We start from the raw sequence: 23,553 nt of genomic DNA, 5'->3' as shown, positions 1-23,553 counted from the left end.
GTGGCCGTGCCAGCCCATTCGCAAAGGGTGGACACGCACTTGCTCCCGGAAAGCCATAGTTTACAGATTGATGGCCGCCAACCCAAGGGCCTTGTGCGACCACCCCAAACAAAAACGCCCCGGCGTGGGGGCGTCTGGTGTCTGGAAGCCCCCTTTCGCAAGGGGGCGCCTGGCAGGCCGCGGGATCAGCGCTTCTTCCGCGCCTCTTCTTCCTCTTCCTTCTGCGGGACGGGCTGGCCCTTGGCCTTCATTTCGGCATTGGCCTGGGCGCGGCGCTTGGCCTTGGCGTCTGCCTCGGCTTGGGCCTTGTCGGCCTGGTCGCCCTGCTGCGGGGCCGGCTGGCCGGCGTTCTGGGCCATCACCAGCGGCACCGCAACGGCGGCGGCGGCCAGGATTGCAATGGTCAGCAGCTTCTTCATGGAGTCTTCCTCGCGGTATGACCGGGTTGTGGGATGCCGGCGTCCGGATTCCAGCAGCCGCCATTTTACCCCCTCCCCCGTGCCGAGGCTGAACCGCAGGCGTGCAAAATCGCCGTCCAGACCGCACACTTGCGCGTCGCTCCGCGCTTTAGAAGATAGATGAACGCCCGCTATAACGCCGCCGATATTGAAGTCCTGTCCGGTCTTGACCCGGTCAAGCGCCGTCCCGGCATGTATACCGACACCGCGCGCCCGAACCACCTGGCACAGGAAGTGATCGACAACTCCGTGGACGAGGCCCTCGCCGGCCACGCCCGCTCGATCGAGATCACCCTGTACAAGGACGGCAGCGTGGAGGTCAGCGATGACGGCCGCGGCATGCCGGTGGACATCCATCCGGAAGAGAAGATCCCCGGCGTCGAGCTGATCCTGACCCGCCTGCACGCGGGCGGCAAGTTCAGCAACAACAACTACACCTTCTCCGGCGGCCTGCACGGCGTCGGCGTCAGCGTGGTCAACGCGCTGTCGACGCTGGTGGAAGTGCACATCAAGCGCGACGGCGCCGAACACCGCATCACCTTCCGCAACGGCGACCGTGCCTCCCCGCTGGAGGTGGTCGGCAGCGTCGGCAAGAAGAACACCGGTACCCGCGTGCGCTTCTGGCCGGACCCGAAGTATTTCGACACGCCGAAATTCGCGGTGCGCGCGCTGAAGCACCTGCTGCGCGCCAAGGCCGTGCTGTGCCCGGGACTGACCGTCAAGCTGACCGACGAAGCCACCGGCGAAGTCGATACCTGGTACTACGAAGACGGCCTGCGCGATTACCTGAAGCTCGAACTGGGCGAACGCGAATCGCTGCCGGCCGACCTGTTCGTCGGCAACCTGAAGAAAGACACCGAGGTGGTGGACTGGGCGGTGGCCTGGCTGCCGGAAGGCGAGCTGGTGCAGGAAAGCTACGTCAACCTGATCCCCACCGCCCAGCACGGCACCCACGTCAACGGCCTGCGCACCGGCCTGACCGAGGCGCTGCGCGAGTTCTGCGACTTCCGCAACCTTCTGCCGCGTGGCGTCAAGCTGGCCCCGGAAGACGTGTGGGACCGCGTATCGTTCGTGCTGTCGCTGAAGATGACCGACCCGCAGTTCAGCGGCCAGACCAAGGAGCGCCTGTCCTCGCGCCAGGCGGCCGGCTTCGTCGAAGGCGCGGCCCACGATGCCTTCAGCCTGCTGCTGAACCAGAACGTGGAGCTGGGCGAGAAGATCGCGCAGATCGCCATCGAGCGCGCCAGTGCCCGCCTGAAAACCGAGAAGCTGGTCGTCCGCAAGAAGGTCACCCAGGGCCCGGCCCTGCCCGGCAAGCTGGCCGACTGCATCAGCCAGGACCTGTCGCGCACCGAACTCTTCCTGGTCGAGGGTGACTCGGCAGGCGGCAGCGCCAAGCAGGCCCGCGACAAGGACTTCCAGGCGATCCTGCCGCTGCGCGGCAAGATCCTCAACACCTGGGAAGTCTCGTCCAACAGCGTGCTGGCTTCGGAAGAAGTGCACAACCTCGCCGTGGCCATCGGCTGCGACCCGGGCAAGGACGACATCAGCGGCCTGCGCTACGGCAAGGTGGTGATCCTGGCGGACGCGGATTCCGACGGCCTGCACATCGCCACCCTGCTCACCGCCTTGTTCCTCAAGCACTTCCCGGCGCTGGTCGATGCCGGCCACGTGTTCGTGGCGATGCCGCCGCTGTTCCGCATCGACGTGGGCAAGCAGGTGTTCTATGCCCTGGACGAGGAAGAGAAGCGTTCGATGCTGGACAAGATCGAGCGCGAGAAGATCAAGGGCGCCGTCAGCGTGACCCGCTTCAAGGGCCTGGGTGAAATGAACCCGCAGCAGCTGCGCGAATCGACCATCCACCCCATACCCGCCGCTTGGTGCAGCTGACCGTGGACGACGGCGAGCAGACCCGCTCGCTGATGGACATGCTGTTGGCCAAGAAGCGCGCCTCCGACCGCAAGGGCTGGCTGGAGACCAAGGGCGACCTGGCGTCGCTGGAAGTCTGATCCGGCAGGGGGACGGATCCGTTTCCTGCCGGGAAACGGATCCATCCCCATCCTGCCGCCCCGCGCGGCATTGCGCCCCCATCGGCAAACCCGGTAGCGCGATAATGCGCGCCTACCCGCGCGGACCCTCGCATTGGCCAGCCACTCGCTGCTGTTTCCCGGCCTGCCGCTGCACAGCGCGCGGCTGGTCCTGAGCCCGATCCGCCGCGACGACGCCGCCGCGTTGTTCACGCTGCAATCCAACGCAGAGGTGATGCGCTGGTGGAACCACCCGGCATGGACGCGCCCGGCCGAGGCCAGGGAGCAGATCGACGATGACCTCGCCGCCCATGCCACTGGCACACAGCTGAAGCTGGCCCTGCGCGAATCACTGGACGGCCCGCTGCTCGGCATCTGCGTGGTGTTCGCGGTGGATCGCGACGCGGCGCGCGCCGAGATCGGCTACCTGCTCGCGCCCGCCCACCAGCGCCAGGGGTATATGCACGAAGCGCTGAAGCAAGTGCTGGCCTACCTGTTCCGTACCCTGCGCCTGCACCGCGTTGAAGCCGAGATCGATCCGCGAAATGCACGTTCCGCACGCGTGCTCGAGCGGCTGGGCTTCCGCCGCGAGGGCGTGCTGCGCCAGCGCTGGCGCATCCAGGGCGAACTGTCCGACTCGGCCGTCTACGGCCTGCTGGCGGATGACGAAGCGGCGGCCACCCTGCCCGCTTGACCGGATCTGGCCGTTGCCGGCGCCGATGCGCTGCCATGGCTTTGGACACATACGGCATGCCCGCCACCGCCCTAGCATCGGAACCCCTTCCGCTGCCGATCCGCTGCCATGAAGTCCCTGCTGCACACTGCCGCGCTCTGCGTCGGCCTGCTCATCGCCCCTGCCAGCGTGCTGGCCGCGCCCGACGCCGACGATCCGAAAGACGACAAGACCGAAGCGCCAGCGCTGCCGGCCGATGCGTCGGCTCGCCAGAGCATGCGCCTGGCAGGCCGCACCCTCGAGTACACCGCGACCGTCGGCACCCTGCCGGTACGCGATGCCAAGGGCAAGGTGATCGCCGACGTGGTGTTCACCGCCTACACGGTGCCGGGCAAGGACCGTCCGGTCACGTTCGCGCTCAACGGCGGGCCGGGGGCATCGTCGGTGTACCTCAACATGGGCGCGATCGGACCAAAGGTAGTGGCCTTCGGTTCGGAGGGCGACAGCGCATCGCACCGGCCACCCTGCGCGACAACCCGGGCACCTGGCTGGATTTCACCGACCTGGTGTTCATCGATCCGGTCGGCACCGGCTTCAGCCGTGCCCGCGTCGGCGACGACGAGGCGAAGAAGCAGCTGTACAACCCCAGTGCCGATATCGAGTACCTGTCACGCTCGATCTACGACTGGCTGCTGCGCCACCAGCGCATGGCGTCGCGCAAGTACCTGGCCGGCGAGAGCTACGGGGGCTATCGTGGCCCGCGCATCACTCACTTCCTGCAGACCCGGCTGGGTGTGGCGATGAACGGCCTGGTGCTGGTTTCGCCGTACCTGAGCCCGACCCTGGAAGACAACGCCGATGTGTCGCCGATGGCGTGGATGCAGACCCTGCCGTCGATCGCCGCCGCGCACCTGGAGCGCCAGGGCAAGCTGACCGATGCGGCGATGCGCGAGGTGATCGAGTACACCCGCGGTGACTACGCCACGGCGCTGATGAAGGGCCGCAGTGACCCGCAGGCGACCGAGGCGATGCTGCGACGGGTGACCGAGCTGACCGGGCTGGACCCGCAGTTCGTGCGCCGTGCCGGTGGCCGCCTGGAAACCCAGGCCTATCTGCGCGAAGTGTTCCGCGACAAGGGCACGCTGGGCAGCCGCTACGACTCCAACGTGACCGCGTTCGATCCGTTCCCGAACGATCCGGAGCAGCGCGCGAACGATCCATTGCTGGACAGCATCATCGCGCCGACCACGACCGCAATGGTCGACTTCGTCACCCGCGTGGTCGGCTGGAAGGTGGACGCGCGCTACCAGGCGCTCAACTATGACGTAAACCGGCTGTGGGACCGCAATGGCGACCTGCGCCAAGGCGCCGTGACCCAGCTCCGCCAGGCGGTCGCGATTGATCCGAACCTGCAGGTGCTGATCGCACACGGCTGGAACGACCTGTCATGCCCGTTCATGGGGTCGATCCTGACCGTGGACCAGATGCCCGCGATGGGCCGCAATCCGGACCGGGTACAGGTGCGCAGCTATCCCGGCGGGCACATGTTCTACAGCCGGGCCGACAGCCAGGCAGCGTTCCGCAAGGATGTACAGGCGCTGTTCCAGCGCAATTGAACGGGTTCGGTCGGGCAGCCGGCCTTCCCCTGCGGCTGACAGCTCCCGCTACGGTGGGTGGGTGCCGCCCCTGGTCGACACGCTGGATCCCCGCCATGCGTGAATATGCAGCAACGATCTGCCCATGGAAAAAGCCCGCCGGAGGACGGCGGGCTTCTTGTCTGCTGCGCTACGGTGGATCAGAGCCAACCGGCCAGCGCGAACAGCTTGAGGATCAGGTAGGCACAGCCGCCAGCAGCGGGGATGGTAAGGATCCAGGCCCAGACGATGCGCTCGATCACGCCGAACTTCAGCGAACGCGGGTTCTTGGCGAAGCCCACGCCCATGATCGCGGTGGAGATGCTGTGCGTGGTCGAGACCGGCATGCCGAAGTGCGCGGCCAGGGTCAGGATGGTGGCCGAGCTGGTCTCCGCGGCGAAGCCGTGGATCGGGTGCAGCTTGACCATCTTGTGGCCCAGGGTCTTGATGATCTTCCAGCCGCCGGAGGCGGTACCGGCGGCCATCACCACCGCACAGGTCAGCACGATCCACATCGCGATGCCGTCGCCGGCGCTCGCGTCCGGGTGCATGAAGGCCAGCCACGACGGCAGGTCATCCAGCGCACCGGTGGCTTCGGCACCGATCAGGGTCATGGCGATGATGCCCATGGTCTTCTGCGCATCGTTGTGGCCATGGGCAAAGCCCATGTAAGCCGCCGAGGCGATCTGCGCCTTGCCGAAGAATGCATTGACGATGCGCGGCCGGGCCAGGCGGCCGATGGCACCGCCGACCCGGGCGAGGCCGGCGATCAGCGCCCACAGCAGCACCATCACCACGATGCCCAGCAGGAAACCGGCCACCGGGGAGGTGATCATCGGCACGAACACCTTCCACAGCAGGCCCTTGTTCTGCGCCCAGCTGCCCAGGCGTTCGGACCAGATCAGCGCATCCCAGTTGTTGTGGGCCGCGGCCAGGCCAGCGCCGCACAGGCCACCGATCAATGCGTGCGAGGACGACGACGGAAGGCCTTTCCACCAGGTGATCAGGTTCCAGATGATGCCGCCCAGCAGCGCGCACAGGATCACCTGCGGGGTGACGTCGACCACGTTGGTGTTGAGCAGGCCCGAAGCGATGGTCAGCGCAACAGCGGTGCCGGTCAGCGCACCAATGAGGTTCATGAGGGCGGCGAGCATCACCGCCCAGCCAGGCGAAAGCACCTTGGTCGCAACCACGGTGGCAATGGAATTGGCGGTGTCGTGGAAGCCGTTGATGAACTCGAAGACGAGCGCGGCCAGGATCACCACCAGGACAAGGGTCAACATGCGGCGGCGTCCGTCAGCTGTTCTTCAACACGATCTGGTACGCCACCACACCGGCCTCGCGGCAACGATCAATGGCCTTCTCCAGGATCTCGAAGAACTCCTTCAGCAGGAACATCTGCAGGTTGTCCAGGCGGCCGGAATAGATGTCGCGGTAGAGTTCGAGCATCAGGCGGTCGGCCTCGTTCTCCAGGGAGCGCAGCTTCTCGTTCAGCGCGGTCATCCGGTCCAGGTTCATGTTCCGCAGGTCGGCCACCATCTCCACCACCACGCCGGCGGCCTGTTCCAGCATCGCCGCGCGCGGCGCGAAGTCGATGTGCTCGAGGTGGGTCGTCGCCAGCGAATAGCGATCGGCGAACTTCTCGATCTGCTTGGGAATCTTGTACAGCGCCGAGCCCAGCGCTTCGATGTCTTCGCGCTCGATCGGCGTCATGAAGCTGTCCACCAGCGCCTGGCTGATCTTGTCCGAGGCCGCGCGTTCGCGCAGGCGGGCCAACTTGAAGGCGTCCAGCGCAGGCTGGCGATCGGCCTCGCGCAGCATGGAATGCAGCGCCTTGGCAGCATCGTAGGCCGCGACGGCAGCCTCATCGAGCAGGGTGTAGAACTGTTTGCCGGAACCGAAAATGGTCTGCAGAGAGAACATTGAGAAACCTGTCAGCCGTCGCGGGAAGGACGGCACCAGGCGGAATTATGACGGCTAGATGACCATCACGGGTATCCCTGCCCCCTTCCGGGCGGTCCGGGCCCCAAACCTGAACAGGCGGTTGCCACCGCGCCATGCCCCTTTGCTAAGATGCCAGCGCGCCTCCGGGCGCACCTTATGGACGACGACCCTAATCCCCCCGCGCCGCGCCGGACCCCATTCCTGAGCGCCTGCCGCCATCGCAAGCACCCGCCCTCCCTGCCACCAACCGGGGACGACGCCCGTGTTTGAAATGATCCTGATTGTCTTTGCACTGGTTCTGCTTAACGGCTTCTTTGCCATGTCCGAGATGTCGGTCATGACCTCGCGCAAGAGCCGCCTGAAGCAGCTGGCCGCTACCTCCAAGCGCGCGGCCAAGGCGCTGGAGCTGTCGGAGAAGCCGGAGAGCTTCCTGTCCACGGTGCAGATCGGCATCACCGTGATCGGCGTGCTGACCGGCTACCTGGGTGGTGACGCCATCGGCGATGCCATCGCCGGCTGGCTGCAGGGCATGATGCCGGGGTTCGCCTACGCCCGTGAAGTCGGTACGGCACTGGCCGTGTCGTTGATCACCTTCGTGACGCTCATCTTCGGCGAACTGGTGCCCAAGCGCCTGGCACTGACCCGTTCGGAGGCCATCGCCGGCCTGGTGGCGATGCCGATGAGCTGGTTGGCCAGGTTGGCCCTGCCCTTTGTCTGGCTGCTGTCCAAAACCACGCAACTGGTACTGAAGGTGCTCGGCCTGGGCAAGGACGAGGCCGCGCAGGTGACCGAGGAAGAGATCCGCATGCTGGTGGCCGAGAGCCATGAGGCCGGCGTGATCGATGCCCACGAGCGCGACATGATGAACCGCGTCATGCGCTTGGGCGACCGCACGGCCGACAGCCTGATGACTCCGCGTAACCGGATCGCCTGGCTCGATACCCAGGCTGGCCAGGAGAAGAACCTGGAGATCATGGCCGAGCACGAATTCTCGCGATACCCGGTGTACCGCGACAACGACCAGGATGTGGTCGGCGTGCTGGAACTGAAATCGCTGGCTACGCGCATGGCGCGTGGCGACAACGCCCTGTTCCAGACCCTGCGCGAGCCACTGTACGTCTCCGAGTCGACCCATGCGATGAAGCTGCTGGAGATCTTCCGCGAGGAACAGCAGTCGATGGCGCTGGTGGTGGACGAGTACGGCGAGATCCAGGGCCTGGTGACCATCAGCGACCTGATGGGCGCCGTGGTCGGCCGCCTGCAGGCGGTCGAGAATGCCGACGAGGACGCGCTGGTGGTGACCCGCGAGGACGGCTCGCTGCTGGTCGACGGATCGCTGCCGATCGAAGACCTGCGCGAACTGATCGGAAGCAATGACCTGCCCGATGCGGAGGACGGCGACTACTACACGCTGGCCGGCATGTGCATCCACTATTTCGGCCGCATTCCGCACGCGGGCGAGTACTTCGACTGGGCAGGCTGGCGCTTTGAAGTGGTCGACCTGGATGGCGCGCGCGTGGACAAGCTGCTGCTGCGCACCCTGTCCGACGAGCAGGCCGATGAGCTCACCGCCTGAGGCCGGCCAGGGCCCGGGCCACGGGCGCCCGGCCTACCGCAACGAGGGTATCCGCACCCTGCTGGAGATGTTCGCCTCTGGTGATCCGGCCGAGCACATGCCGCTCGGCCAGATCCTCTGCAACCTGCAGCAGAGCGCGTTCGGTGTGTTCCTGTTCGTGGCGATCCTTCCCTCCTTCATCCCGATCCCGGGCATGGGAGGCGCGGTCAGCGGCCCGCTGGTGGTCCTGATCGGCCTGCAGATGCTGTGCTGCCTGCGCCGGCCGTGGCTGCCCGGGCTCATTGCGCGCCGCGGGCCAAAGCGCGGCACCATGCACCGCTTCCTTGACCGCATCGACCGCCCGCTGCGGCGGTTGGACCGCATGCTGAAGCCGCGCATGCCGCATCTGCTGAAGCCGCTGCCCGCGCATGCGTTCACCGGCCTGCTGCTGGTGCTGCTGGGCGTCCTGCTGTCACTGCCGATCCCGTTCACCAACTTCCTGTTCGGCTTCCAGCTGCTGCTGTTCTCGCTGGCGCTTCTTGAGCGCGATGGCGCGCTGATGCTGTTCAACTGGATCGCCGCGCTGGCGGCGATCACGTTCTTCGGTTTCAGCTCCGGCCAACTGGTTGGCTACACGATGGAGCTGTTCCAGGGTTGGCTCTGAGGACGGGAGAACCCCCGTCGCCTTCGTTCAGCCCGCGTGCCGGGCATGCCAGGCCTGCATCGCCAGTTCAAACGAGCGCAGGCGCGCACGGTGGTCGTACAGGTTCGCGGTGAGCATCAGCTCATCCGGCCTGTGCCGCTCGACGAAGGCGGCGATGCCTTCAGCCACCTGTTGTGGATCGCCCAGCACGGTGCACGCCAGCGCCCGCTCGACACCCAGCTTTTCGTGGGGTTCCCAGAAGGCTTCGATGTCGTCGATCGGCGCCGGAATCCTGCCCGGGCGACCGCGACGCAGGTTGACGAAGCTCTGCTGCTGGCTGGTGAACAGGCGGCGCGATTCCGCTTCGCTGCTGCTGGCAACGACGTTCAAGGCCAGCATCGCGTGCGGCTGCTTCAGCGTCGCCGAGGGGCGGAACTCGCGGCGGTATATCGCCAGCGCCTCGTCCATGGCGTCCGGTGCGAAGTGCGAGGCGAACGCATACGGCAGGCCCATCGACGCCGCCATGCGCGCCCCGAACAAGCTCGACCCGAGGATCCAGGTGGGTACCCGCAGGCCACCGCCAGGAACTGCCTGCACCGCCTGGCCGGGCTGCACCGGCTCGAAATAGTGCAGCAGCTCGCGTACGTCCTGCGGGAACTGGTCGGCGCTGTCGAAATAGCGGCGCAGCGCCCGCGCGGTGGGCTGATCGGTCCCCGGTGCCCGCCCCAGTCCCAGGTCGATGCGATCCGGATACAGCGACGCCAGCGTGCCGAACTGCTCGGCAACCTGCAGCGGTGCGTGGTTGGGCAGCATGATGCCGCCGGCACCGACACGGATGCGCTTCGTGCCGCCCGCCACGTGCCCGATCAGTACGGCGGTAGCGGCACTGGCGATGCCCGGCATGTTGTGGTGCTCGGCCAGCCAGTAGCGGCGATAGCCAAGCGCATCGGCATGCTGGGCCAGGTCCAGCATGTTGGCAAAGGCAGCGGTGGTATCACTTCCCTCGCAGACAGGGGCCAGGTCAAGGATCGACAATGGGATCATCAGGTCATTTCCGTCACAGGATTTCCCCTGCATGGGGTCGACCGGGCGCGACGGCCAGTGACGGTGGCGGGACGCTGATTCCCGTGAAGCGAGGCCAGCGGCCGCCGGATCGTGCAGGGCCGAACCCATGCCCGGCTGCTGCTGGTCGACGAAAGGCAGCCGGGCCGGGCCCGGCTGTGCAGCAAGCGGGTCAGAACGCGCTGGGCCGCGGCGCAGGCAACGGTTGGTCGACCAGCGGCTTCAGCTCGGCATCCAGCGCCACGCGCTCATCGAACACGAAGCAGCGTCCTTCGTACCCTTCACCACCTACCTCCTCGAAGTAGCCGAGGATCCCGCCGTCGAGCTGCAGCACGTTGTCCATGCCGTCATTGGCCATCCACAGCGCCGCCTTCTCGCAGCGGATGCCCCCGGTGCAGAAGCTGACCACGGTGCTGTCCTTCAGTGCTTCGCGGTGCGGTGCAAGCGCCTCGGGCAGCTCGGTGAACCTGCGGATGGGCAGCACCAGCGCATCCTTGAAGGTGCCGTACTCCACTTCCTGCAGGTTGCGGGTGTCGAGCATCACTACCGGCTTGCCGGCATCATCATGGCCCTGCCGCAGCCAGCGCTGCACGGTGGCCGGATCGACCGCCGGCGCACGCGGATAATCCAGCGGCTGGCCGTCGTCACGACGGAAGCTGATGATCTCATCCTTGACCTTGGCCTTCAGGCGCGCGAACGGCTGATGCTCGCTGAAGCTGGCCTTGATCCGCATGTCGGCAAAGCGCGCGTCTTCGCGCAGCGTCGCGTAGAACCCCTCGATCGCGCCCGGCTCGCCGGCCAGGAACAGGTTCAGCCCCTCGCCCGCTACCAGGATCGTGCCCCTCAGTTCCGCCGCCTCGGCGCGCGCCAGCAGCTGGTCACACAGGACCTGGGGAGCATCGATGTGGGAAAAATGATAGGCAGCGGTATTGGCGATCATCCGGCCATTTTAGCGCCTCCGGCACCCACCGGCAGGATCCGGTGCCCAGGTCCTCCGCGCCGCAGCGGGACCGGCGCCCACCCGAGGCGGGCACCGATGCATTGCCAGGGGCGGTTCTGCCGCTGTTGAAGTTGCCGTCGCCGCTGCGGGCGCCGGATGCAATGCGGCCGCCGACCTATCCGCGCAACAGCATGAACGGCAGCAGGACCAGCGCGGCCGCAGCCATCATTCCCAGCAGCACCAGCACCACGAACACCGGCCGACGCCGGAACAGGCTGCCGAAGGTCTCGGCCGTGCCGTCACGCAGCGCCTGCTGGCGCTCGGCACGGATGCGCGCGCCCCGTTCGGCCTGATACTCCGCCATCACTGCCTTTGCGCGCGGGTGATCGGCATCCTCACGCAGCCACAGGCCGCCATTGGATATGCCCCACGGACTGGGTTCGGTGCGGTACCAGGCGATGCCATGCCGGTCCAGCAGTGCGCAGACATCGGCATACTCGTCATCGCCGACATTGCGCAGGTTGAGCAGAAGTTTGGCCATGCCGCCATGATACCCGGCGCCGATGCGCTACCCTTGCGGCCCTCGTCCTGAACCGTCCGGAGACGCCGATGCGCCGCCTGCTGATTCCCCTGCTGCTGTCCCTCGTCGCTGCTGGCTGTTCCAGCGAACCCGCCGGCCCGCCGCCGGGCGGTACCCTGGCCGCGTTCGAGCGCATCGACAGCGTGCCCGGCACCGGTGCCGAAGCCGTTCCCGGCAGCCGGGTGACCGTGCACTACACCGGCTGGATCTACGACAGCCGCACCGGGAACAAGCACGGCAGGACCTTCGACAGCTCGGTCAGCCGCGGCCAACCCTTCACTTTCACGCTGGGCGCCGGCGAGGTCATCCGTGGCTGGGATGAGGGCGTGGCCGGCATGAAGGTGGGGGGCAAGCGCACGCTGATGATTCCGCCGGCCTATGGCTATGCTGAGCGCCGGGCCGGCTCGATCCCGCCGGGTTCGTCGCTGGTGTTCGATGTCGAGCTGCTCGATGTCAAACCGTGATACTGCTTCACCGGGTCGGGTCGCAGTCGTCGGCGGTGGCCCGGCGGGCCTGTTCGCCGCCGAGCGCCTGCGCGCGGCTGGCCTGGACGTGGACCTGTACGAGGCCAAGGGCTCACCGGGCCGCAAGTTCCTGATCGCCGGAAAGGGCGGGCTCAACCTCACCCACTCCGACCCGCGCCCGCTGTTCGACAGCCGCTACCGCGAGCGGACCGCCGCGGTCGGACGCTGGCTGGACGGCTTCGACGCGCAGGCGCTTCGCGACTGGGCCGCCGGTTTCGGCGTGGAAACGTACGTCGGCAGCTCGGGCCGCGTCTTCCCGGTCGACCGCAAAGCCGCGCCGCTGCTGCGCGGGTGGGTGCGCAGGCTGAAGGAACAGGGCGTGCACCTGCACGCGAACCACCGTTGGAGCGGCTGGGGAGAAAGCGGCGCGCTGCGTTTTGAAACCGAGGAAGGCCCGGTTGAAGTGTCCGTCGATGCCACCGTGCTTGCACTGGGCGGTGGCAGCTGGCCGCAACTGGGCAGCGATGGCGCGTGGGTCGCCCCATTGCAATCACGAGGCGTGGACATTGCGCCGCTGCAATCGGCCAACTGCGGCTTCGATGTGGATTGGACCCCGTTCTTCGCCCAGCGCAATGCCGGTGCACCGTTGAAGCCGGTGGTCGCGCACTGGATCGACCTGGACGGACGGCAACAGTCACTGCAGGGCGAGTGCGTAGCCAGCGCGTACGGCATCGAGGGCAGCCTGATCTACGCGTTGGCGGCGGACCTGCGCGAGACCATCAACCGTGATGGCCACGCCATGCTGTGCCTGGACCTGGTGCCGGGCCGCGACGAAGCACGCCTGCTGGCCGACCTGTCGCGCCCGCGGAAGGGCCGCAGTTTCGGCGAGCACCTGCGCCGCCAGGCCGGCCTGGATGCAGTGAAGGCTGCGCTGGTATTCGAGATCCTCGGCAAGGATGCAGGCCAGGACCTGCCGGCCGTGGCTGCCACGCTCAAGCGCCTGCCGCTGCGGCTGCTGCGGCCGCGACCAATGGCCGAAGTGATCAGTACCGCCGGTGGCGTGCGCCTGGAAGCACTGGACGATGGCCTGATGCTGCAGGCACTGCCCGGCGTATTCTGTGCCGGCGAAATGCTCGACTGGGAGGCCCCGACCGGGGGCTACCTGTTGACCGCGTGCTACGCCAGTGGCCTGCGTGCGGCCGAAGGCGTGATCGGCTGGTTGGCCGGGCGATAGGATCCGCGCCGTAGCGTCGCGCCGTGCTCGGCTTCAGACAAAGGCAGCCGAGCATGGGCTCGGCTCTACAGAAAGCAGGATGCGGGCAGTCACCAGGGCCTGCGCATGCTCACAGAGGCCAGCGCCACGCCGCTGGGGTGCGGGTAGGCCTCTTCACGCACGGCGACGAAGCCCTGCCGCTGATAGAACGGCACGGCATTGAGCGAGGCCGACAGCACCACCTCGCGCCCGCGGTCTGCCATCGCCAGCAACCGCTGCATCAGGGCCTGGCCGATGCCCTGCCCACCGCGGTCCGGGTCAACGAACAATGCATCGACTTCGTTGGCGTCGATATCGAACACGCCGAAGCCGAGCACGCCACCCTGCGCATCTTCAACCACGACGCATCCCCCCTGCCCCAGCAGCCGCGCGTACTGCGACGGCGGCGGTGAGGCCGACCATGGATCGATCACCTCTGGGGGGTAGTGGCTGCTGCAGGTCTCGCGCACGCAGCGCGTACGCAGGGCCCACAGTGTGTCCACGTCATCCAGCGTCCCGGTCCTGAACTGCATGGCATCTCCCTGTGGAGCCGAGCCACGCCCGGCGGGTTTCATTCCTGCGCCATCATGCCCGATCCAAGCGCCAGGCGGGCATGGTTCGGCCCTGCAACCACACATTACCGCGACTTGCTGGCGCGCAGCGCCTGGATCTTCGGTGGCGGCTGGAACGAATCGCTGCGCGCTTCAGCCCAGTAAGCGTGGAATACCGCATGATCGGGCACCCTGTGCAGGAGTTCGCCCGGCTCCAGGTAGCGGTACAAGGATGCCAGCGAGCGGATTTCCACCGGCGAAACCCGGCGCAGGATATGCTCCGGCCCCAGTTCGGCCGGGTCGTTCAGGCCAGCCGCGCACAGCAGCTCCTTCAATGCATGCAACGTGTGCTCATGGTAGCTGTATACGCGTGTCGCCTTGTCCGGCGCATCCAGGTGCTTCCAGCGTGCCGGGTCCTGGGTCGCGATGCCGGTCGGGCACTTGTCGGTATGGCAGCTCAGCGACTGGATGCAGCCCAGCGCGAACATGAAGCCACGGCCGGCATTGCACCAGTCGGCACCGAGCGCGATGGTGCGCGCGATGTCGAACGCGCTGGTGATCTTGCCGGCCGCACCAATGCGGACGCGCTCGCGCAGCTCCAGGCCGACCAGGGTGTTGTGCACCAGCAGCAGTGCTTCATGCATCGGCACGCCGACATGGTCGACGAATTCGGCCGGCGCCGCACCGGTCCCTCCTTCGGCTCCATCGACCACGATGAAATCCGGCAGCAGGCCGGTCTCATGCATCGCCTTGGCGATGCCGAACCACTCCCACGGATGGCCGATGGCCAGCTTGAACCCGACCGGCTTGCCACCGGAAAGCTCGCGCAGGCGGGCCACGAACCGCAGCAGTTCAACCGGTGTGGAGAACGCCGAGTGGCGCGACGGCGATACGCAGTCCACGCCCATCGGCACGCCGCGCGTGGCCGAGATCTCGGCGGTCACTTTCGGCGCCGGCAGCACGCCTCCATGGCCCGGCTTGGCGCCCTGCGACAGCTTGATCTCGATCATCCTGACCTGGTCGTGGGTAGCGTTGGCGATGAAGCGCTCTTCGCTGAAACCGCCCTTTTCGTCGCGGCAGCCGAAATAACCCGAACCGATCTCCCAGACCAGATCGCCGCCCATCTCGCGGTGGTAGGGCGAGATCGAGCCTTCGCCGGTATCGTGGTAGAAGCCACCCCGGCGCGCACCTTCGTTCAGCGCGCGGATCGCGTTGGCCGACAGCGAACCGAAACTCATCGCCGAGATGTTGAACACGCTGGCCGAATAGGGTTTGGCACAGTCCGGGCCGATCAGCACGCGGAAGTCGTGCCCGGCGATGGCCGTGGGTGCCAGCGAATGATTGATCCACTCGTAATCAACCGCATAGGTGCTGCGCAACGTACCGAAGGGCACCGTGTCCATCTCGTTCTTGGCACGCTGGTAGATCAGTGCACGCTGCTGGCGCGAGAACGGCACGTCCTCCAGGTCGCTCTGCACGAAATACTGGCGGATCTCCGGCCCGATCGATTCCAGCCCATAGCGGAAGTGCGCCATGACCGGATAATTGCGGCGCAGCGTGCTGCGTTTCTGCAGCAGGTCCCAGGTCCCCAGCGCCACCATCGCGGCCGTCAGGCCCACGCCCCAGTACCAGGCGGGCCATATCGAAGCCAGCCACAGGCAGACTGGAAACATGAGGATGGCGAGCAGGTAGACGAAATACCGATGCATGGCGTTCCTTGGTTGCAGCTGTTCCCGAGTCTACCGCGCCTCCCGCCACCGGAACCTACAGCCGGCCATCAACCACGGCGCGTGGCCAGGCGGACTTCACGTCGTAGACCAGGCCACCGGGTGCCAACAGGCTCCGGATCCGGGTTTCGTCCATTGCCTTGAAGTGGCCATGTGCCACGGCCAGCACGACGGCGTCGTAGCTTCCGGGCGCCGGCTCGGCCAACCAGTGCACGCCCGCGTCGGCCAGCGCCGCCGGGCCAACCCACGGGTCGCTGACCTCAACCCGCGCACCGGCATCACGCAGGCGCTGCGCCAGCTCCAGCGCGCGGCTGTTGCGCAGGTCCGGACAATCCTCCTTGAAGGTCACGCCCAGCACCAGGATGCGCGATTGCGCCGGCACGCGCCCGCGCTCGGCCAGCATGGCCAGCACGCGGGCGGCAACGTGCTCGCCGACTCGGTTGTTGACCTGCCGCGCTGTGTGGATCAGGTCCGGGTGATAGCCCACGCTCTCGGACTTGTGCAGCAAGTAGTACGGGTCGACGCCGATGCAGTGGCCGCCGACCAGGCCCGGCCGGAACGGCAGGAAATTCCATTTGCTGCCCGCCGCATCGAGCACGTCCTGGGTATCGATGCCGAGCCGGTCGAAGATCAGTGCCAGCTCATTGACCAGGGCGATATTGACGTCGCGCTGGATGTTTTCGACCACCTTGGCCGCCTCGGCCACGCGCATCGACGGCGCGGGGAAGGTACCGGCGGCAATGATGCGCTGGTACAGGCCGTCGATCACCGCAGCCGCCTCCGGTGTCGATCCCGAGGTGATCTTGCGGATGTCGGCCAGGCGCCGCTGGCGGTCACCGGGGCTGACCCGTTCCGGGCTGTAGCCGCAATGGAAGTCCTGGTTGAAGCGCAGGCCGGCCCCCTGCTCCAACAACGGCACGCACACCTCCTCGGTGGTCCCGGGGTAGACCGTAGACTCATAGATCACCAGGTCACCGGGACGCAGGTGGCTGGCGATCAGCCGCGTAGCCGAACGCAATGGCTCCAGATCGGGCTGCTCGTAAGCATCGATCGGAGTCGGCACGGTCACGATGTAGACGTTGCACGCATCCAGCAGCTTGGGATCGCTGCCATACTGCAAGTACTGCGCACTGGCGAGTTCGTCGGCCTCCACTTCCAGAGTGTGGTCATTGCCACTGCGCAGCTCGGCGATGCGGCCGGTATCAATGTCGAAGCCCAGGGTCGGCCACTGCCGACCAAATGCCACTGCCAGCGGCAAGCCGACGTATCCCAGGCCGATCACCGCGAAACGCGGCGCCTCGGCAGCGGCAATCCGCGCGCTCATCGGCCCCTCCTGCACGGCGGACGCAACCACGTGCCCGCCATCATGGCTTCGGTCAACACACTCATTCGCAATACCATCCCGCCGGGACCAGGCGATAAAGGCTACAGCCTAACGGTCCCGACGCCGTGCCGCCAAGGCAGGCTCAGGAACCAAGCGCGACCGCCGCCGGCTCCAGTTCGCCATCGGCACCGGTCCAGGCCTGCAGCAGGCGCTCGAAACCACCACTGCCGAGCAGGAAGCCCGGCCACGCGGCTTCGACGATCTGCGCCAGCAGATCCGCATCGATGCGCCGGGTTCCCATCGACCAGCGCGGAAACGCACGCTGCGCCACCGGCGCGCGGCACAGGACTTTCAGCTGGCCGTGGCTGCGCGCGTTGACGATGCGCTGGAACACCGAATCGACGCCGTCCTCCGGACCTTCCAGGTACTGCAGGAAGCGGTTGCCATCAAACATCAGGACACCGGTGACACCGGCTACACGGTTGAATGCCGTGGCGTCGGCCAGCAGGCGATCAAGATCGGTTGTCTGCAGATCGGCACTGGCCTCACTGGCATAGGCAATCGCGTGCAGCGACATCGGGCGGCTCCCCCCCTGGGAACAGTGGCAGGGACTATGACATGAACAGGAACAACAGTTAAGCATCCCGCCACGCAGACGCCATCCGGCCGTCCAGCGCCAGGTCGGCTACAATCGGCGCGGCGCTGCTGGCCCGGATGGCGAAACTGGTAGACGCATCGGACTTAAAATCCGCCGGGGGCAACCCCATGCCGGTTCGATTCCGGCTCCGGGCACCAAGGCTTTCGCGACAATCATGGTTCGTCGTTCCGACCCGCAATTTTCGCGATGCTCCGCAATCTGCTCTAGCACATGATGCCAAGCGAGCAACCGATGACGTCTGCGACGCAATGTCGCGTCTGCCTTGAACACCTCGCCGCAACTGCTCCGACCCTGCCCTCAACCACGCCTTGCGGGCGTCCTTCGGGCGAGGCTTGGTCTCGGCCAGCGGCCGGGGGTTCCAGCGCTTCCCTGACCCGCGCCGTGGCGGCGACCGAGGTGTCAGCCAGCCGACGGGCCTGTTGCTGCCGCTCTCGCGTCGGCGGCGGGCCGGGCGGCTCCGGCGCCAGCTGGATCGGGGTGCTGTCGGTGAGGGGAGCTGCCGCCGCGCGCAGCTTCGGCTCCGGGTAGAGCCTGGCCACGCACTACCGCTCGGCAAACCGCTTGCCTTGGGCGATGCTGGCCGCCCGGACGTCCATGGTCTGCCACATCTTCCGCCACGACCGGCCCGGCTACGCTACGGCCATGTGCGGCAGATTCGTCCAGCTCCCCGTGATCGACGTCGGCCAGCCGGGGCTGGCTGACCTTGGCCCCGGACTTTGACGTGATCCAGCTCGACTAAAGCGCAGAGCCGACCTGGCTGGCATACCAGGGCCCGCAAGCCCGGGACCATAGAGCACGGAACGGCTCGTATAGTCGATGACGCAGAGCAATGGACGGCCGATGAACATTACATCGCAAGGCCCCATGCCACCGATGTGCAAGAATAGATGTCCTGGGATCGGACGGATTGCAGCGCGCCGGTTGTCGCATCTGCCCGAAGTGTCGCCTCCCAGGACCAGACCCATCGTGCAGCCGATCACAATCAGGGCAGCTCTGCCGGCAGCTTCACGCGCCGAGAACAATGTTCCGTAGTAACCCTGTGCAGGCGTGCCCCGTAGCACCTCAATCAGCGACATGGACCGCTCATGCTGAAATCCCTCCCAACCCTTCCTCATATTGCGTTGATCGCCTTGATGACGCTAGCCATTTCAGGCTGCAGCAAGGAGCGCATATACCCGGTTTACCGCGAGAATCCTGCACCCAAGGATGCGCTACCGATTGTGATCCGGGTCCATGATGCACCTGTGGATATCCCAACTCCCAAGGTTCTTGTCTCGTACGAGATAGATCCACTCTGTCTCCCCCCGATCAACAACTTCGAGGGTGTGCAATACGCTCCGAAGCGACAGTCAGTTGAGTTCCCAGTAAAGCGCATCAGCGAGAGCGAGTTCACCACTACAGTGTTCAAGGATGGGATGGAGGTCGCTGACTATTACGGGCGCGGCCCATGCACATGGACGCCGAGCTTCGTGCAAGCATCGTTTGCCATCGTCATTGATGGCCGAGAGATTTACACCGCCGCACCTGCCTTCTTTCCAGAAATCGGAGATGGCGTCCCCTCCACCACATACGTAGAAAAAGCACTAACACCCCTGATCGATGGTCAGGTCCCTGAGCGAGCACATACCTGGTCGCAGACCTTGTTCGACAGGCTCTCAATGGCCGATCGCCAGAAGTACTTTCCAATAGAAATTTCCTCAAGGACTGACGGAAAAGCGCCATGAACCCAAGAACGAGCGCTGCGATTTCAAATCACATCTACGACGTAGCCCCAGCCCCGGATCCGAAGGGACCAGAGTTCGCCATCATCGATGGAGCGAGATATGAGGTATTGGCCCGCATGGATTCTTCCAGCGGATACCAAGGCGCCATCTACCACAACCGACAAACCAACGAAGTCATCGTCGCCCATCGCGGAACGGAGTTCGACCGCCAGCCTTTGATTGACGGCGGCATCGATGCGGCGATGGTCACCGCCAGAGTCAATGCACAACTCGGCGATGCCCTCGCCCTGACCAAGCAGGCCATCAAGCTGGCTGAAGAGAATGGGTATGGTCCGGTCTACGTCACCGGCCACTCCCTGGGCGGCGCGCTGGCACAGATCAGCGCGCACCGCTACAACCTCCCCGGCGACGCCTTCAATCCTTACGGTGCTGCCGGACTCGCGTATCGACTTCCTGAAGGCCAGCCGGCCAATGCGGCACCGTTCACCAACCATGTCATGGCAGGCGACCTGGTCAGCGCTGGTGGCCCGCACTACGGCAAGGTGGAGATGTACGCGCTCCCCAAGGAACTGGAGGTTCTGCGCCATGCCGAGCAGGGCCAGCGCATCGCCTCTCTCGGGTCACTTGGGATGAAAAGCGGCCATGTCATGTCGGCCGCCGTGGCGGTCCAGTTGGGTGACTCCCATCGAATGATCCATTTCCTTGACCACATGACCGACAAGGGGCCCGTGCAATCCGTGCTGGACGACCCCAACGCCCGGATCAGAGATCCCGAGGACCTGCGCCGGATTGCCGAGTACCGCAGCGACATTCATCAACTACGCGCGGGAGTGACCGTGCTTGTCGGCGGCGGGCCTGGACTCCTGCGTGATGGCGTCAACTATCTGCGTGGCACCGAGGAAGTCGGTGCGTACGCTCGCCGCGAGGCCGAGGCAGAGCAACGGCCCCACACTGCGCTGAAGCCCGGTGAGCGACTGGTCCACGACGCAGCCGACAAGGGCTCGCCTTCTCTGAGCAATCCGGGCTTTTCACCCAAGAGTCCGTTGCAGGAAAGCATCGAATCCACCTTGGACAAGGCAGGCCTGGATCCCAGGAAGCCAGGCCACCCTGACCATACGCTCTACCAGCAGATTCGCGACGGCGTATCCGCCGTGGATGCCACGCACGGGCGCGACTTTGATGAAACCAGCGAGCGCATGACGACCAGCCTGTTCGCGACGGCCAAGAGCCAGGGTCTGGAACGTGTCGATCACGTCCTGCTGGGCAACCCTCCCCGCGACGGCTCAGACCAGCACATGTTCGCTGTTGAGGGCAGACTCGACGGTGCACACCGGCTGGTATCGGTGGCGATCAACGAAGCGGCGAAGACACCCGTGGAGCAGTCGTTCGCCAAGCTCGAGCAGCACTCACAAGCACAACAGCAGGTTGCTCAGCAGAATCACGCCCAGGAGCAGGCACCCGCCGCGATGCGCATGGGGTAGGAGCAGTCCATCACAGACCAGTTGACTGCCCAGGTCGTGCGGAGGAAGCCGGCGAAAAGAGGCATGGCCGGGAGGAGGCAGCACCCGATGCTATCGCGCAAAGCTGCGCCATCCATCAGGGGAAATGGACCCGGCGTCGGCCGGGTCCACTATGCTGCTACCTGCATTCAGCCGGAATTGTTCGAGGCTCGTTGCTGCGATTTGCGGTGCCGTCCTTCGTAGTGCATACGACAGTGAACCCAAATGTCTGGCTTGCGAGCACCTGCTCGTGCGGTGCTGGACCGGCCAGCCTTCCCCAGCTCAAGCGAACGAACAAGATATGTAGGCCGTGCCGCGTGCCGACTCCGTTCACTTTTCCAGGGGCGGCTGCGCTTTGCTTCCCTCAACGCCCCATGTCTAGACTGATTTCCGTTCGCCTCTGAATGTGACAGATTCCGATGATATCCATGACTACGGCTGTACTGGCCTTTGGTGTCGCTTGCTCGGCTGCTGGATGTGCTGGTGAAACCCTCAACCCCGAGGAGGTGCCAGAACACTACAGCGTTGAGGAATGCCATTCGTATGCTGAAGCAGCTGCTGCACTTGTCGATGAACGCAATCGCGGGTGACAAGGGGAGCATGCAGAATTTACTGGTCGGTCCAGAAGAATCCCGCAGGGACATGTTGGCCCTGATCGATTATGTAGGGTCCGCACCTGGAGTTCTGGCTTGGTCCGCACCTCATCGCGCCGAGGCAATGTTGGAGCGGCAATGTGATGGCCGGAAGTCCAGTGCAGATATTGGGGCGAAGATCGACTGACATCCTTATGGAGCCACGTGTGATCCGTTACGCTGGAAGTTGTTGACGCGGGAGTTCATATCGCGTCGCGGCGGACCCGATTCCAGCTCCGGGCACCAAGGCAGCACTGGACATCGCGCCCGTCAGATTGCACGCGAATAGCGCGGCTGTTCGTGCGCCGCACGCAGGTAGGGGTCAAAGCACATTGCAAGCAGGCGCAGCAGTGGCCGTCCCGGTTCACTGGCGCGCACCACGCCATTGCGGTATTCGGCAAGGCCGTCCGCCTGCAGCTGCTGCACCGAGCGCAGGTCCTCGGCGAAGTACCGTTCGAAATCCACGCCATGGCGTTGGCCGAACGTCACCCCATCAACCTCGCCCTGGCACATCAGTCGCTGGATCAGTTCCGCGCGCAACTGGTCGTCGGCACTCAGGGCCACCCCACGCCAGACCGGAAGCCGACCCTGGTCCACTGCGTTCTCCCACGACGGCAGGTCACGTGGATTCTGGCTGTAGGTGGCGCCGACGTGGCTGATCGCGCTGACGCCCAGGCCCAGCAGATCGGTGTCGGCATGCGTGGTGTAACCCATGAAGTTCCGATGCAGCTGGCCAGCGCGCTGCGCACGCGACAGGTCCTCTTCCGGCAACGCGAAGTGGTCCATGCCAATGTACTGGTAACCGGCCGCCGACAGCGTCTCCACCGCCAGGCCGAGCAGCGCCAGCTTGGCGTCCGGCGAGGGCAGCCGACGCTCGTCGATCTGCCTCTGTGCACGGAACAGATGCGGCAGATGCGCGTAGCCATAGACCGCCAACCGGTCCGGGCGTAGCGCGAGTACGCGCTCCAGGGTGCGACCGAAGCCCTCCAGGCTCTGCCCCGGCAGGCCATAGATCAGGTCCACGTTGACCGAACGCATGCCGCTGTCGCGGCAGGCGCGCAGCACGTCGAGCGTCTGCTGCACCCCCTGCACGCGGTTGATCGACGCCTGCACCTGCGGATCGAAATCCTGCACGCCCAGGCTGGCACGGTTGAAGCCAAGGCGTGCCAGCGTCGCCACGTCACCGGGATCGATGAAGCGGGGATCAAGCTCGATCGAAAAATCACGCTGCGGTGAATCGCTGAAGCTGAAACGACGATGCAACCCGTCCACCAGGGTGGTCATTGCTTCTTCGTCCAGGAAATTGGGGGTTCCTCCCCCCAGATGCAGCTGAATGACTTCGCGCCCACGTTCGAACAGCGGCGCCAGCAGGTCCGCCTCGGCCAGCACACGCGAGACATAGCGGTGCCCGCGACTGCGATCACGGGTGATGACACGGTTGCAGCCGCAATAGAAGCAGGGACTGGAACAGAACGGAACATGCACATAGACCGACAGGGCGCGCGCCGACGGGTTGCTGTCAGTGATTGCTTGGCGCAGCGCCTCTGGACCGAAGCCATCGTGGAAGTGCGGTGCCGTCGGGTAGGAGGTGTAGCGCGGGCCCGGCCGATCATGCCGACGCAGCAGGTCAGGGTCGAAAGTCCAGGCCAAGCCACCGGCGGCGGGAGAGAACGTGTCCATGGCGCCAGCATCGCGCCAAGCAGCCACCACCGCCTTGACCCAGATCAATCCCCGGCGGGCCTGCCCAGCACCGGCAGCCCGACCTGCGGCCAGCGCAGCATCTGGTAGCGGCGCCAGAAGGTTTCGCCGATGCGCGCCGCGACGTCGTCGGCCAGCTCCTGCATCGGCGCATTGCCGCATTCGGCCGTGGTATGCCGGAACAGCGCCAGCCAGCGATCGAACAAGTCCTTGTCCAGTTCGATGGCCATGTGCTTGGACATCGGCGAGCCCTTGAATCGGCGGGTGCCCCGCAGCATGGCCGACCAGAAATCAACCAGCTGCGCCAGATGCCCCGGCCAGTCATGCACGTGCGACTCGAACACCGGCCCCAAACGTTCTTCCTTCCGTACGCGGGCGTAGAAGTCATGGACCAGGCGGGTCACTTCCTGCTCGGTGCACAAGCCGGGCGAGGCAACGGGAAGGACAGGTGGGGAGGGGGTGTTCATGGGGTCACTCAAAGCTCGCTGGCACTGTGCCGCAGATGGCC

20 protein-coding genes, 1 tRNA gene and 3 pseudogenes are annotated in these 23,553 nt (G+C 65.8%); 11 read left to right on the top strand and 13 right to left on the bottom strand.

Annotated elements, in window-relative coordinates; all coding sequences use genetic code 11:
- Positions 1–185: 185 nt before the first annotated feature.
- Positions 186–419, bottom strand: coding sequence for a hypothetical protein (locus tag A9K58_RS16385; protein WP_065200348.1), 234 nt, complete (start codon positions 417–419; stop codon positions 186–188).
- 159 nt (positions 420–578) lie between these two features.
- On the opposite strand from A9K58_RS16385, the pseudogene parE reads away from it, so the two are divergent.
- The 3 genes and pseudogenes from parE (at position 579) to A9K58_RS16370 (ending at position 4,774) form a co-directional block, all read left to right on the top strand.
- Positions 579–2,467, top strand: a pseudogene (gene parE, locus A9K58_RS16380) (DNA topoisomerase IV subunit B).
- Between the two features lie 133 nt (positions 2,468–2,600).
- On the top strand, positions 2,601–3,179 hold the full coding sequence (locus tag A9K58_RS16375) for a GNAT family N-acetyltransferase (protein WP_065200347.1): 579 nt from the start codon (positions 2,601–2,603) through the stop codon (positions 3,177–3,179).
- Between the two features lie 108 nt (positions 3,180–3,287).
- Positions 3,288–4,774, top strand: a pseudogene (locus A9K58_RS16370) (S10 family peptidase).
- 179 nt (positions 4,775–4,953) lie between these two features.
- On the opposite strand, the gene A9K58_RS16365 reads toward A9K58_RS16370, so the two are convergent.
- Both A9K58_RS16365 and A9K58_RS16360 read right to left on the bottom strand, forming a co-directional pair.
- Positions 4,954–6,075 (bottom strand): inorganic phosphate transporter, encoded by a 1,122-nt coding sequence (locus A9K58_RS16365; protein WP_065200346.1) that lies wholly within the window; start codon positions 6,073–6,075, stop codon positions 4,954–4,956.
- Between the two features lie 13 nt (positions 6,076–6,088).
- Positions 6,089–6,715, bottom strand: a complete 627-nt coding sequence (locus A9K58_RS16360; RefSeq protein ID WP_065200345.1) for a DUF47 domain-containing protein — start codon at positions 6,713–6,715, stop codon at positions 6,089–6,091.
- Between the two features lie 292 nt (positions 6,716–7,007).
- On the opposite strand from A9K58_RS16360, the gene A9K58_RS16355 reads away from it, so the two are divergent.
- Entirely contained in the window at positions 7,008–8,312 is a 1,305-nt protein-coding gene (locus A9K58_RS16355; protein WP_065200344.1) for a hemolysin family protein, read from the top strand.
- Complete coding sequence (locus tag A9K58_RS16350; protein WP_065200343.1) at positions 8,296–8,955, top strand: exopolysaccharide biosynthesis protein; 660 nt, start codon at positions 8,296–8,298, stop codon at positions 8,953–8,955. Before A9K58_RS16355 ends, A9K58_RS16350 begins: the two co-directional genes overlap by 17 nt.
- Positions 8,956–8,982: 27 nt before the next feature.
- On the opposite strand, the gene A9K58_RS16345 is transcribed toward A9K58_RS16350, so the two are convergent.
- The 3 genes from A9K58_RS16345 to A9K58_RS16335 form a co-directional block, all read right to left on the bottom strand.
- On the bottom strand, positions 8,983–9,978 hold the full coding sequence (locus A9K58_RS16345; protein WP_065200342.1) for an LLM class flavin-dependent oxidoreductase: 996 nt from the start codon (positions 9,976–9,978) through the stop codon (positions 8,983–8,985).
- Positions 9,979–10,168: 190 nt separating this feature from the next.
- Positions 10,169–10,936 (bottom strand): sulfurtransferase, encoded by a 768-nt coding sequence (locus A9K58_RS16340; protein ID WP_065200341.1) that lies wholly within the window; start codon positions 10,934–10,936, stop codon positions 10,169–10,171.
- Between the two features lie 175 nt (positions 10,937–11,111).
- Positions 11,112–11,477 carry a DUF6164 family protein gene (locus tag A9K58_RS16335; protein WP_065200340.1) on the bottom strand — a complete coding sequence of 122 codons (366 nt, stop codon included), beginning with the start codon at positions 11,475–11,477 and terminating at the stop codon, positions 11,112–11,114.
- Positions 11,478–11,545: 68 nt separating this feature from the next.
- Between A9K58_RS16335 and A9K58_RS16330 the strand changes: the two genes are divergently transcribed.
- Both A9K58_RS16330 and A9K58_RS16325 read left to right on the top strand, forming a co-directional pair.
- Positions 11,546–11,980 (top strand): FKBP-type peptidyl-prolyl cis-trans isomerase, encoded by a 435-nt coding sequence (locus A9K58_RS16330; RefSeq protein ID WP_065200339.1) that lies wholly within the window; start codon positions 11,546–11,548, stop codon positions 11,978–11,980.
- Positions 11,967–13,214: a TIGR03862 family flavoprotein gene (locus A9K58_RS16325; protein WP_065200338.1), complete on the top strand. Its 1,248-nt coding sequence runs from the start codon at positions 11,967–11,969 to the stop codon at positions 13,212–13,214. The genes A9K58_RS16330 and A9K58_RS16325 overlap by 14 nt, the downstream gene beginning before the upstream one ends.
- Before the next feature lie 89 nt (positions 13,215–13,303).
- On the opposite strand, the gene A9K58_RS16320 is transcribed toward A9K58_RS16325, so the two are convergent.
- The 4 genes from A9K58_RS16320 to A9K58_RS16305 form a co-directional block, all read right to left on the bottom strand.
- Positions 13,304–13,765, bottom strand: a complete 462-nt coding sequence (locus tag A9K58_RS16320) for a GNAT family N-acetyltransferase (protein WP_065200337.1) — start codon at positions 13,763–13,765, stop codon at positions 13,304–13,306.
- A gap of 104 nt (positions 13,766–13,869) precedes the next feature.
- Positions 13,870–15,492 (bottom strand): FMN-binding glutamate synthase family protein, encoded by a 1,623-nt coding sequence (locus A9K58_RS16315; protein ID WP_065200336.1) that lies wholly within the window; start codon positions 15,490–15,492, stop codon positions 13,870–13,872.
- A gap of 55 nt (positions 15,493–15,547) precedes the next feature.
- Positions 15,548–16,834: a nucleotide sugar dehydrogenase gene (locus A9K58_RS16310; RefSeq protein WP_065200335.1), complete on the bottom strand. Its 1,287-nt coding sequence runs from the start codon at positions 16,832–16,834 to the stop codon at positions 15,548–15,550.
- A 142-nt stretch (positions 16,835–16,976) separates the two neighbouring features.
- On the bottom strand, positions 16,977–17,411 hold the full coding sequence (locus A9K58_RS16305) for a BLUF domain-containing protein (RefSeq protein ID WP_065200334.1): 435 nt from the start codon (positions 17,409–17,411) through the stop codon (positions 16,977–16,979).
- A 131-nt stretch (positions 17,412–17,542) separates the two neighbouring features.
- On the opposite strand from A9K58_RS16305, the gene A9K58_RS16300 reads away from it, so the two are divergent.
- Positions 17,543–17,629, top strand: a tRNA-Leu gene (locus tag A9K58_RS16300).
- A gap of 128 nt (positions 17,630–17,757) precedes the next feature.
- Here A9K58_RS16300 and A9K58_RS19945 read toward each other — a convergent pair.
- Positions 17,758–18,106: pseudogene (locus A9K58_RS19945) on the bottom strand (hypothetical protein); the annotation flags it as partial.
- A gap of 471 nt (positions 18,107–18,577) precedes the next feature.
- Between A9K58_RS19945 and A9K58_RS16295 the strand changes: the two are divergent.
- The 3 genes from A9K58_RS16295 to A9K58_RS16285 all read left to right on the top strand — a co-directional run bounded on the left by A9K58_RS16295 (position 18,578) and on the right by A9K58_RS16285 (position 21,495).
- Positions 18,578–19,216 (top strand): hypothetical protein, encoded by a 639-nt coding sequence (locus tag A9K58_RS16295; protein ID WP_065200333.1) that lies wholly within the window; start codon positions 18,578–18,580, stop codon positions 19,214–19,216.
- Entirely contained in the window at positions 19,213–20,697 is a 1,485-nt protein-coding gene (locus A9K58_RS16290; RefSeq protein WP_065200332.1) for an XVIPCD domain-containing protein, read from the top strand. Before A9K58_RS16295 ends, A9K58_RS16290 begins: the two co-directional genes overlap by 4 nt.
- 561 nt (positions 20,698–21,258) lie before the next feature.
- Entirely contained in the window at positions 21,259–21,495 is a 237-nt protein-coding gene (locus tag A9K58_RS16285; protein WP_065200331.1) for a hypothetical protein, read from the top strand.
- A gap of 122 nt (positions 21,496–21,617) precedes the next feature.
- Here the strand turns inward: A9K58_RS16285 and hemN are convergent, their stop codons facing one another.
- Together hemN and A9K58_RS16275 are read right to left on the bottom strand one after the other, a co-directional pair.
- Positions 21,618–23,027, bottom strand: coding sequence for an oxygen-independent coproporphyrinogen III oxidase (gene hemN / locus A9K58_RS16280; protein ID WP_065200393.1), 1,410 nt, complete (start codon positions 23,025–23,027; stop codon positions 21,618–21,620).
- A gap of 44 nt (positions 23,028–23,071) precedes the next feature.
- Complete coding sequence (locus tag A9K58_RS16275; protein WP_065200330.1) at positions 23,072–23,512, bottom strand: group III truncated hemoglobin; 441 nt, start codon at positions 23,510–23,512, stop codon at positions 23,072–23,074.
- Positions 23,513–23,553: the final 41 nt, after the last annotated feature.

Origin of the sequence: Stenotrophomonas maltophilia (genome assembly GCF_001676385.1) — a bacterium.
GTDB classification, from domain to species: domain Bacteria; phylum Pseudomonadota; class Gammaproteobacteria; order Xanthomonadales; family Xanthomonadaceae; genus Stenotrophomonas; species Stenotrophomonas maltophilia_J.
Note: the sequence above shows the minus strand (reverse complement) of the source record. Positions and strands in the feature narration are given on the sequence as shown.

Coding starts and splice junctions, on each gene's coding strand:
- A9K58_RS16385 (WP_065200348.1), bottom strand. CDS start 419: ATGAAGAAGCTGCTGACCATTGCAATCCTGGCCGCCGCCGCCGTTGCG.
- A9K58_RS16365 (WP_065200346.1), bottom strand. CDS start 6,075: ATGTTGACCCTTGTCCTGGTGGTGATCCTGGCCGCGCTCGTCTTCGAG.
- A9K58_RS16360 (WP_065200345.1), bottom strand. CDS start 6,715: ATGTTCTCTCTGCAGACCATTTTCGGTTCCGGCAAACAGTTCTACACC.
- A9K58_RS16355 (WP_065200344.1), top strand. CDS start 7,008: ATGATCCTGATTGTCTTTGCACTGGTTCTGCTTAACGGCTTCTTTGCC.
- A9K58_RS16350 (WP_065200343.1), top strand. CDS start 8,296: ATGAGCTCACCGCCTGAGGCCGGCCAGGGCCCGGGCCACGGGCGCCCG.
- A9K58_RS16345 (WP_065200342.1), bottom strand. CDS start 9,978: ATGATCCCATTGTCGATCCTTGACCTGGCCCCTGTCTGCGAGGGAAGT.
- A9K58_RS16340 (WP_065200341.1), bottom strand. CDS start 10,936: ATGATCGCCAATACCGCTGCCTATCATTTTTCCCACATCGATGCTCCC.
- A9K58_RS16335 (WP_065200340.1), bottom strand. CDS start 11,477: ATGGCCAAACTTCTGCTCAACCTGCGCAATGTCGGCGATGACGAGTAT.
- A9K58_RS16330 (WP_065200339.1), top strand. CDS start 11,546: ATGCGCCGCCTGCTGATTCCCCTGCTGCTGTCCCTCGTCGCTGCTGGC.
- A9K58_RS16325 (WP_065200338.1), top strand. CDS start 11,967: ATGTCAAACCGTGATACTGCTTCACCGGGTCGGGTCGCAGTCGTCGGC.
- A9K58_RS16320 (WP_065200337.1), bottom strand. CDS start 13,765: ATGCAGTTCAGGACCGGGACGCTGGATGACGTGGACACACTGTGGGCC.
- A9K58_RS16315 (WP_065200336.1), bottom strand. CDS start 15,492: ATGCATCGGTATTTCGTCTACCTGCTCGCCATCCTCATGTTTCCAGTC.
- A9K58_RS16310 (WP_065200335.1), bottom strand. CDS start 16,834: ATGAGCGCGCGGATTGCCGCTGCCGAGGCGCCGCGTTTCGCGGTGATC.
- A9K58_RS16305 (WP_065200334.1), bottom strand. CDS start 17,411: ATGTCGCTGCACGCGATTGCCTATGCCAGTGAGGCCAGTGCCGATCTG.
- A9K58_RS16295 (WP_065200333.1), top strand. CDS start 18,578: ATGCTGAAATCCCTCCCAACCCTTCCTCATATTGCGTTGATCGCCTTG.
- A9K58_RS16290 (WP_065200332.1), top strand. CDS start 19,213: ATGAACCCAAGAACGAGCGCTGCGATTTCAAATCACATCTACGACGTA.
- A9K58_RS16285 (WP_065200331.1), top strand. CDS start 21,259: ATGCTGAAGCAGCTGCTGCACTTGTCGATGAACGCAATCGCGGGTGAC.
- hemN (WP_065200393.1), bottom strand. CDS start 23,027: ATGGACACGTTCTCTCCCGCCGCCGGTGGCTTGGCCTGGACTTTCGAC.
- A9K58_RS16275 (WP_065200330.1), bottom strand. CDS start 23,512: ATGAACACCCCCTCCCCACCTGTCCTTCCCGTTGCCTCGCCCGGCTTG.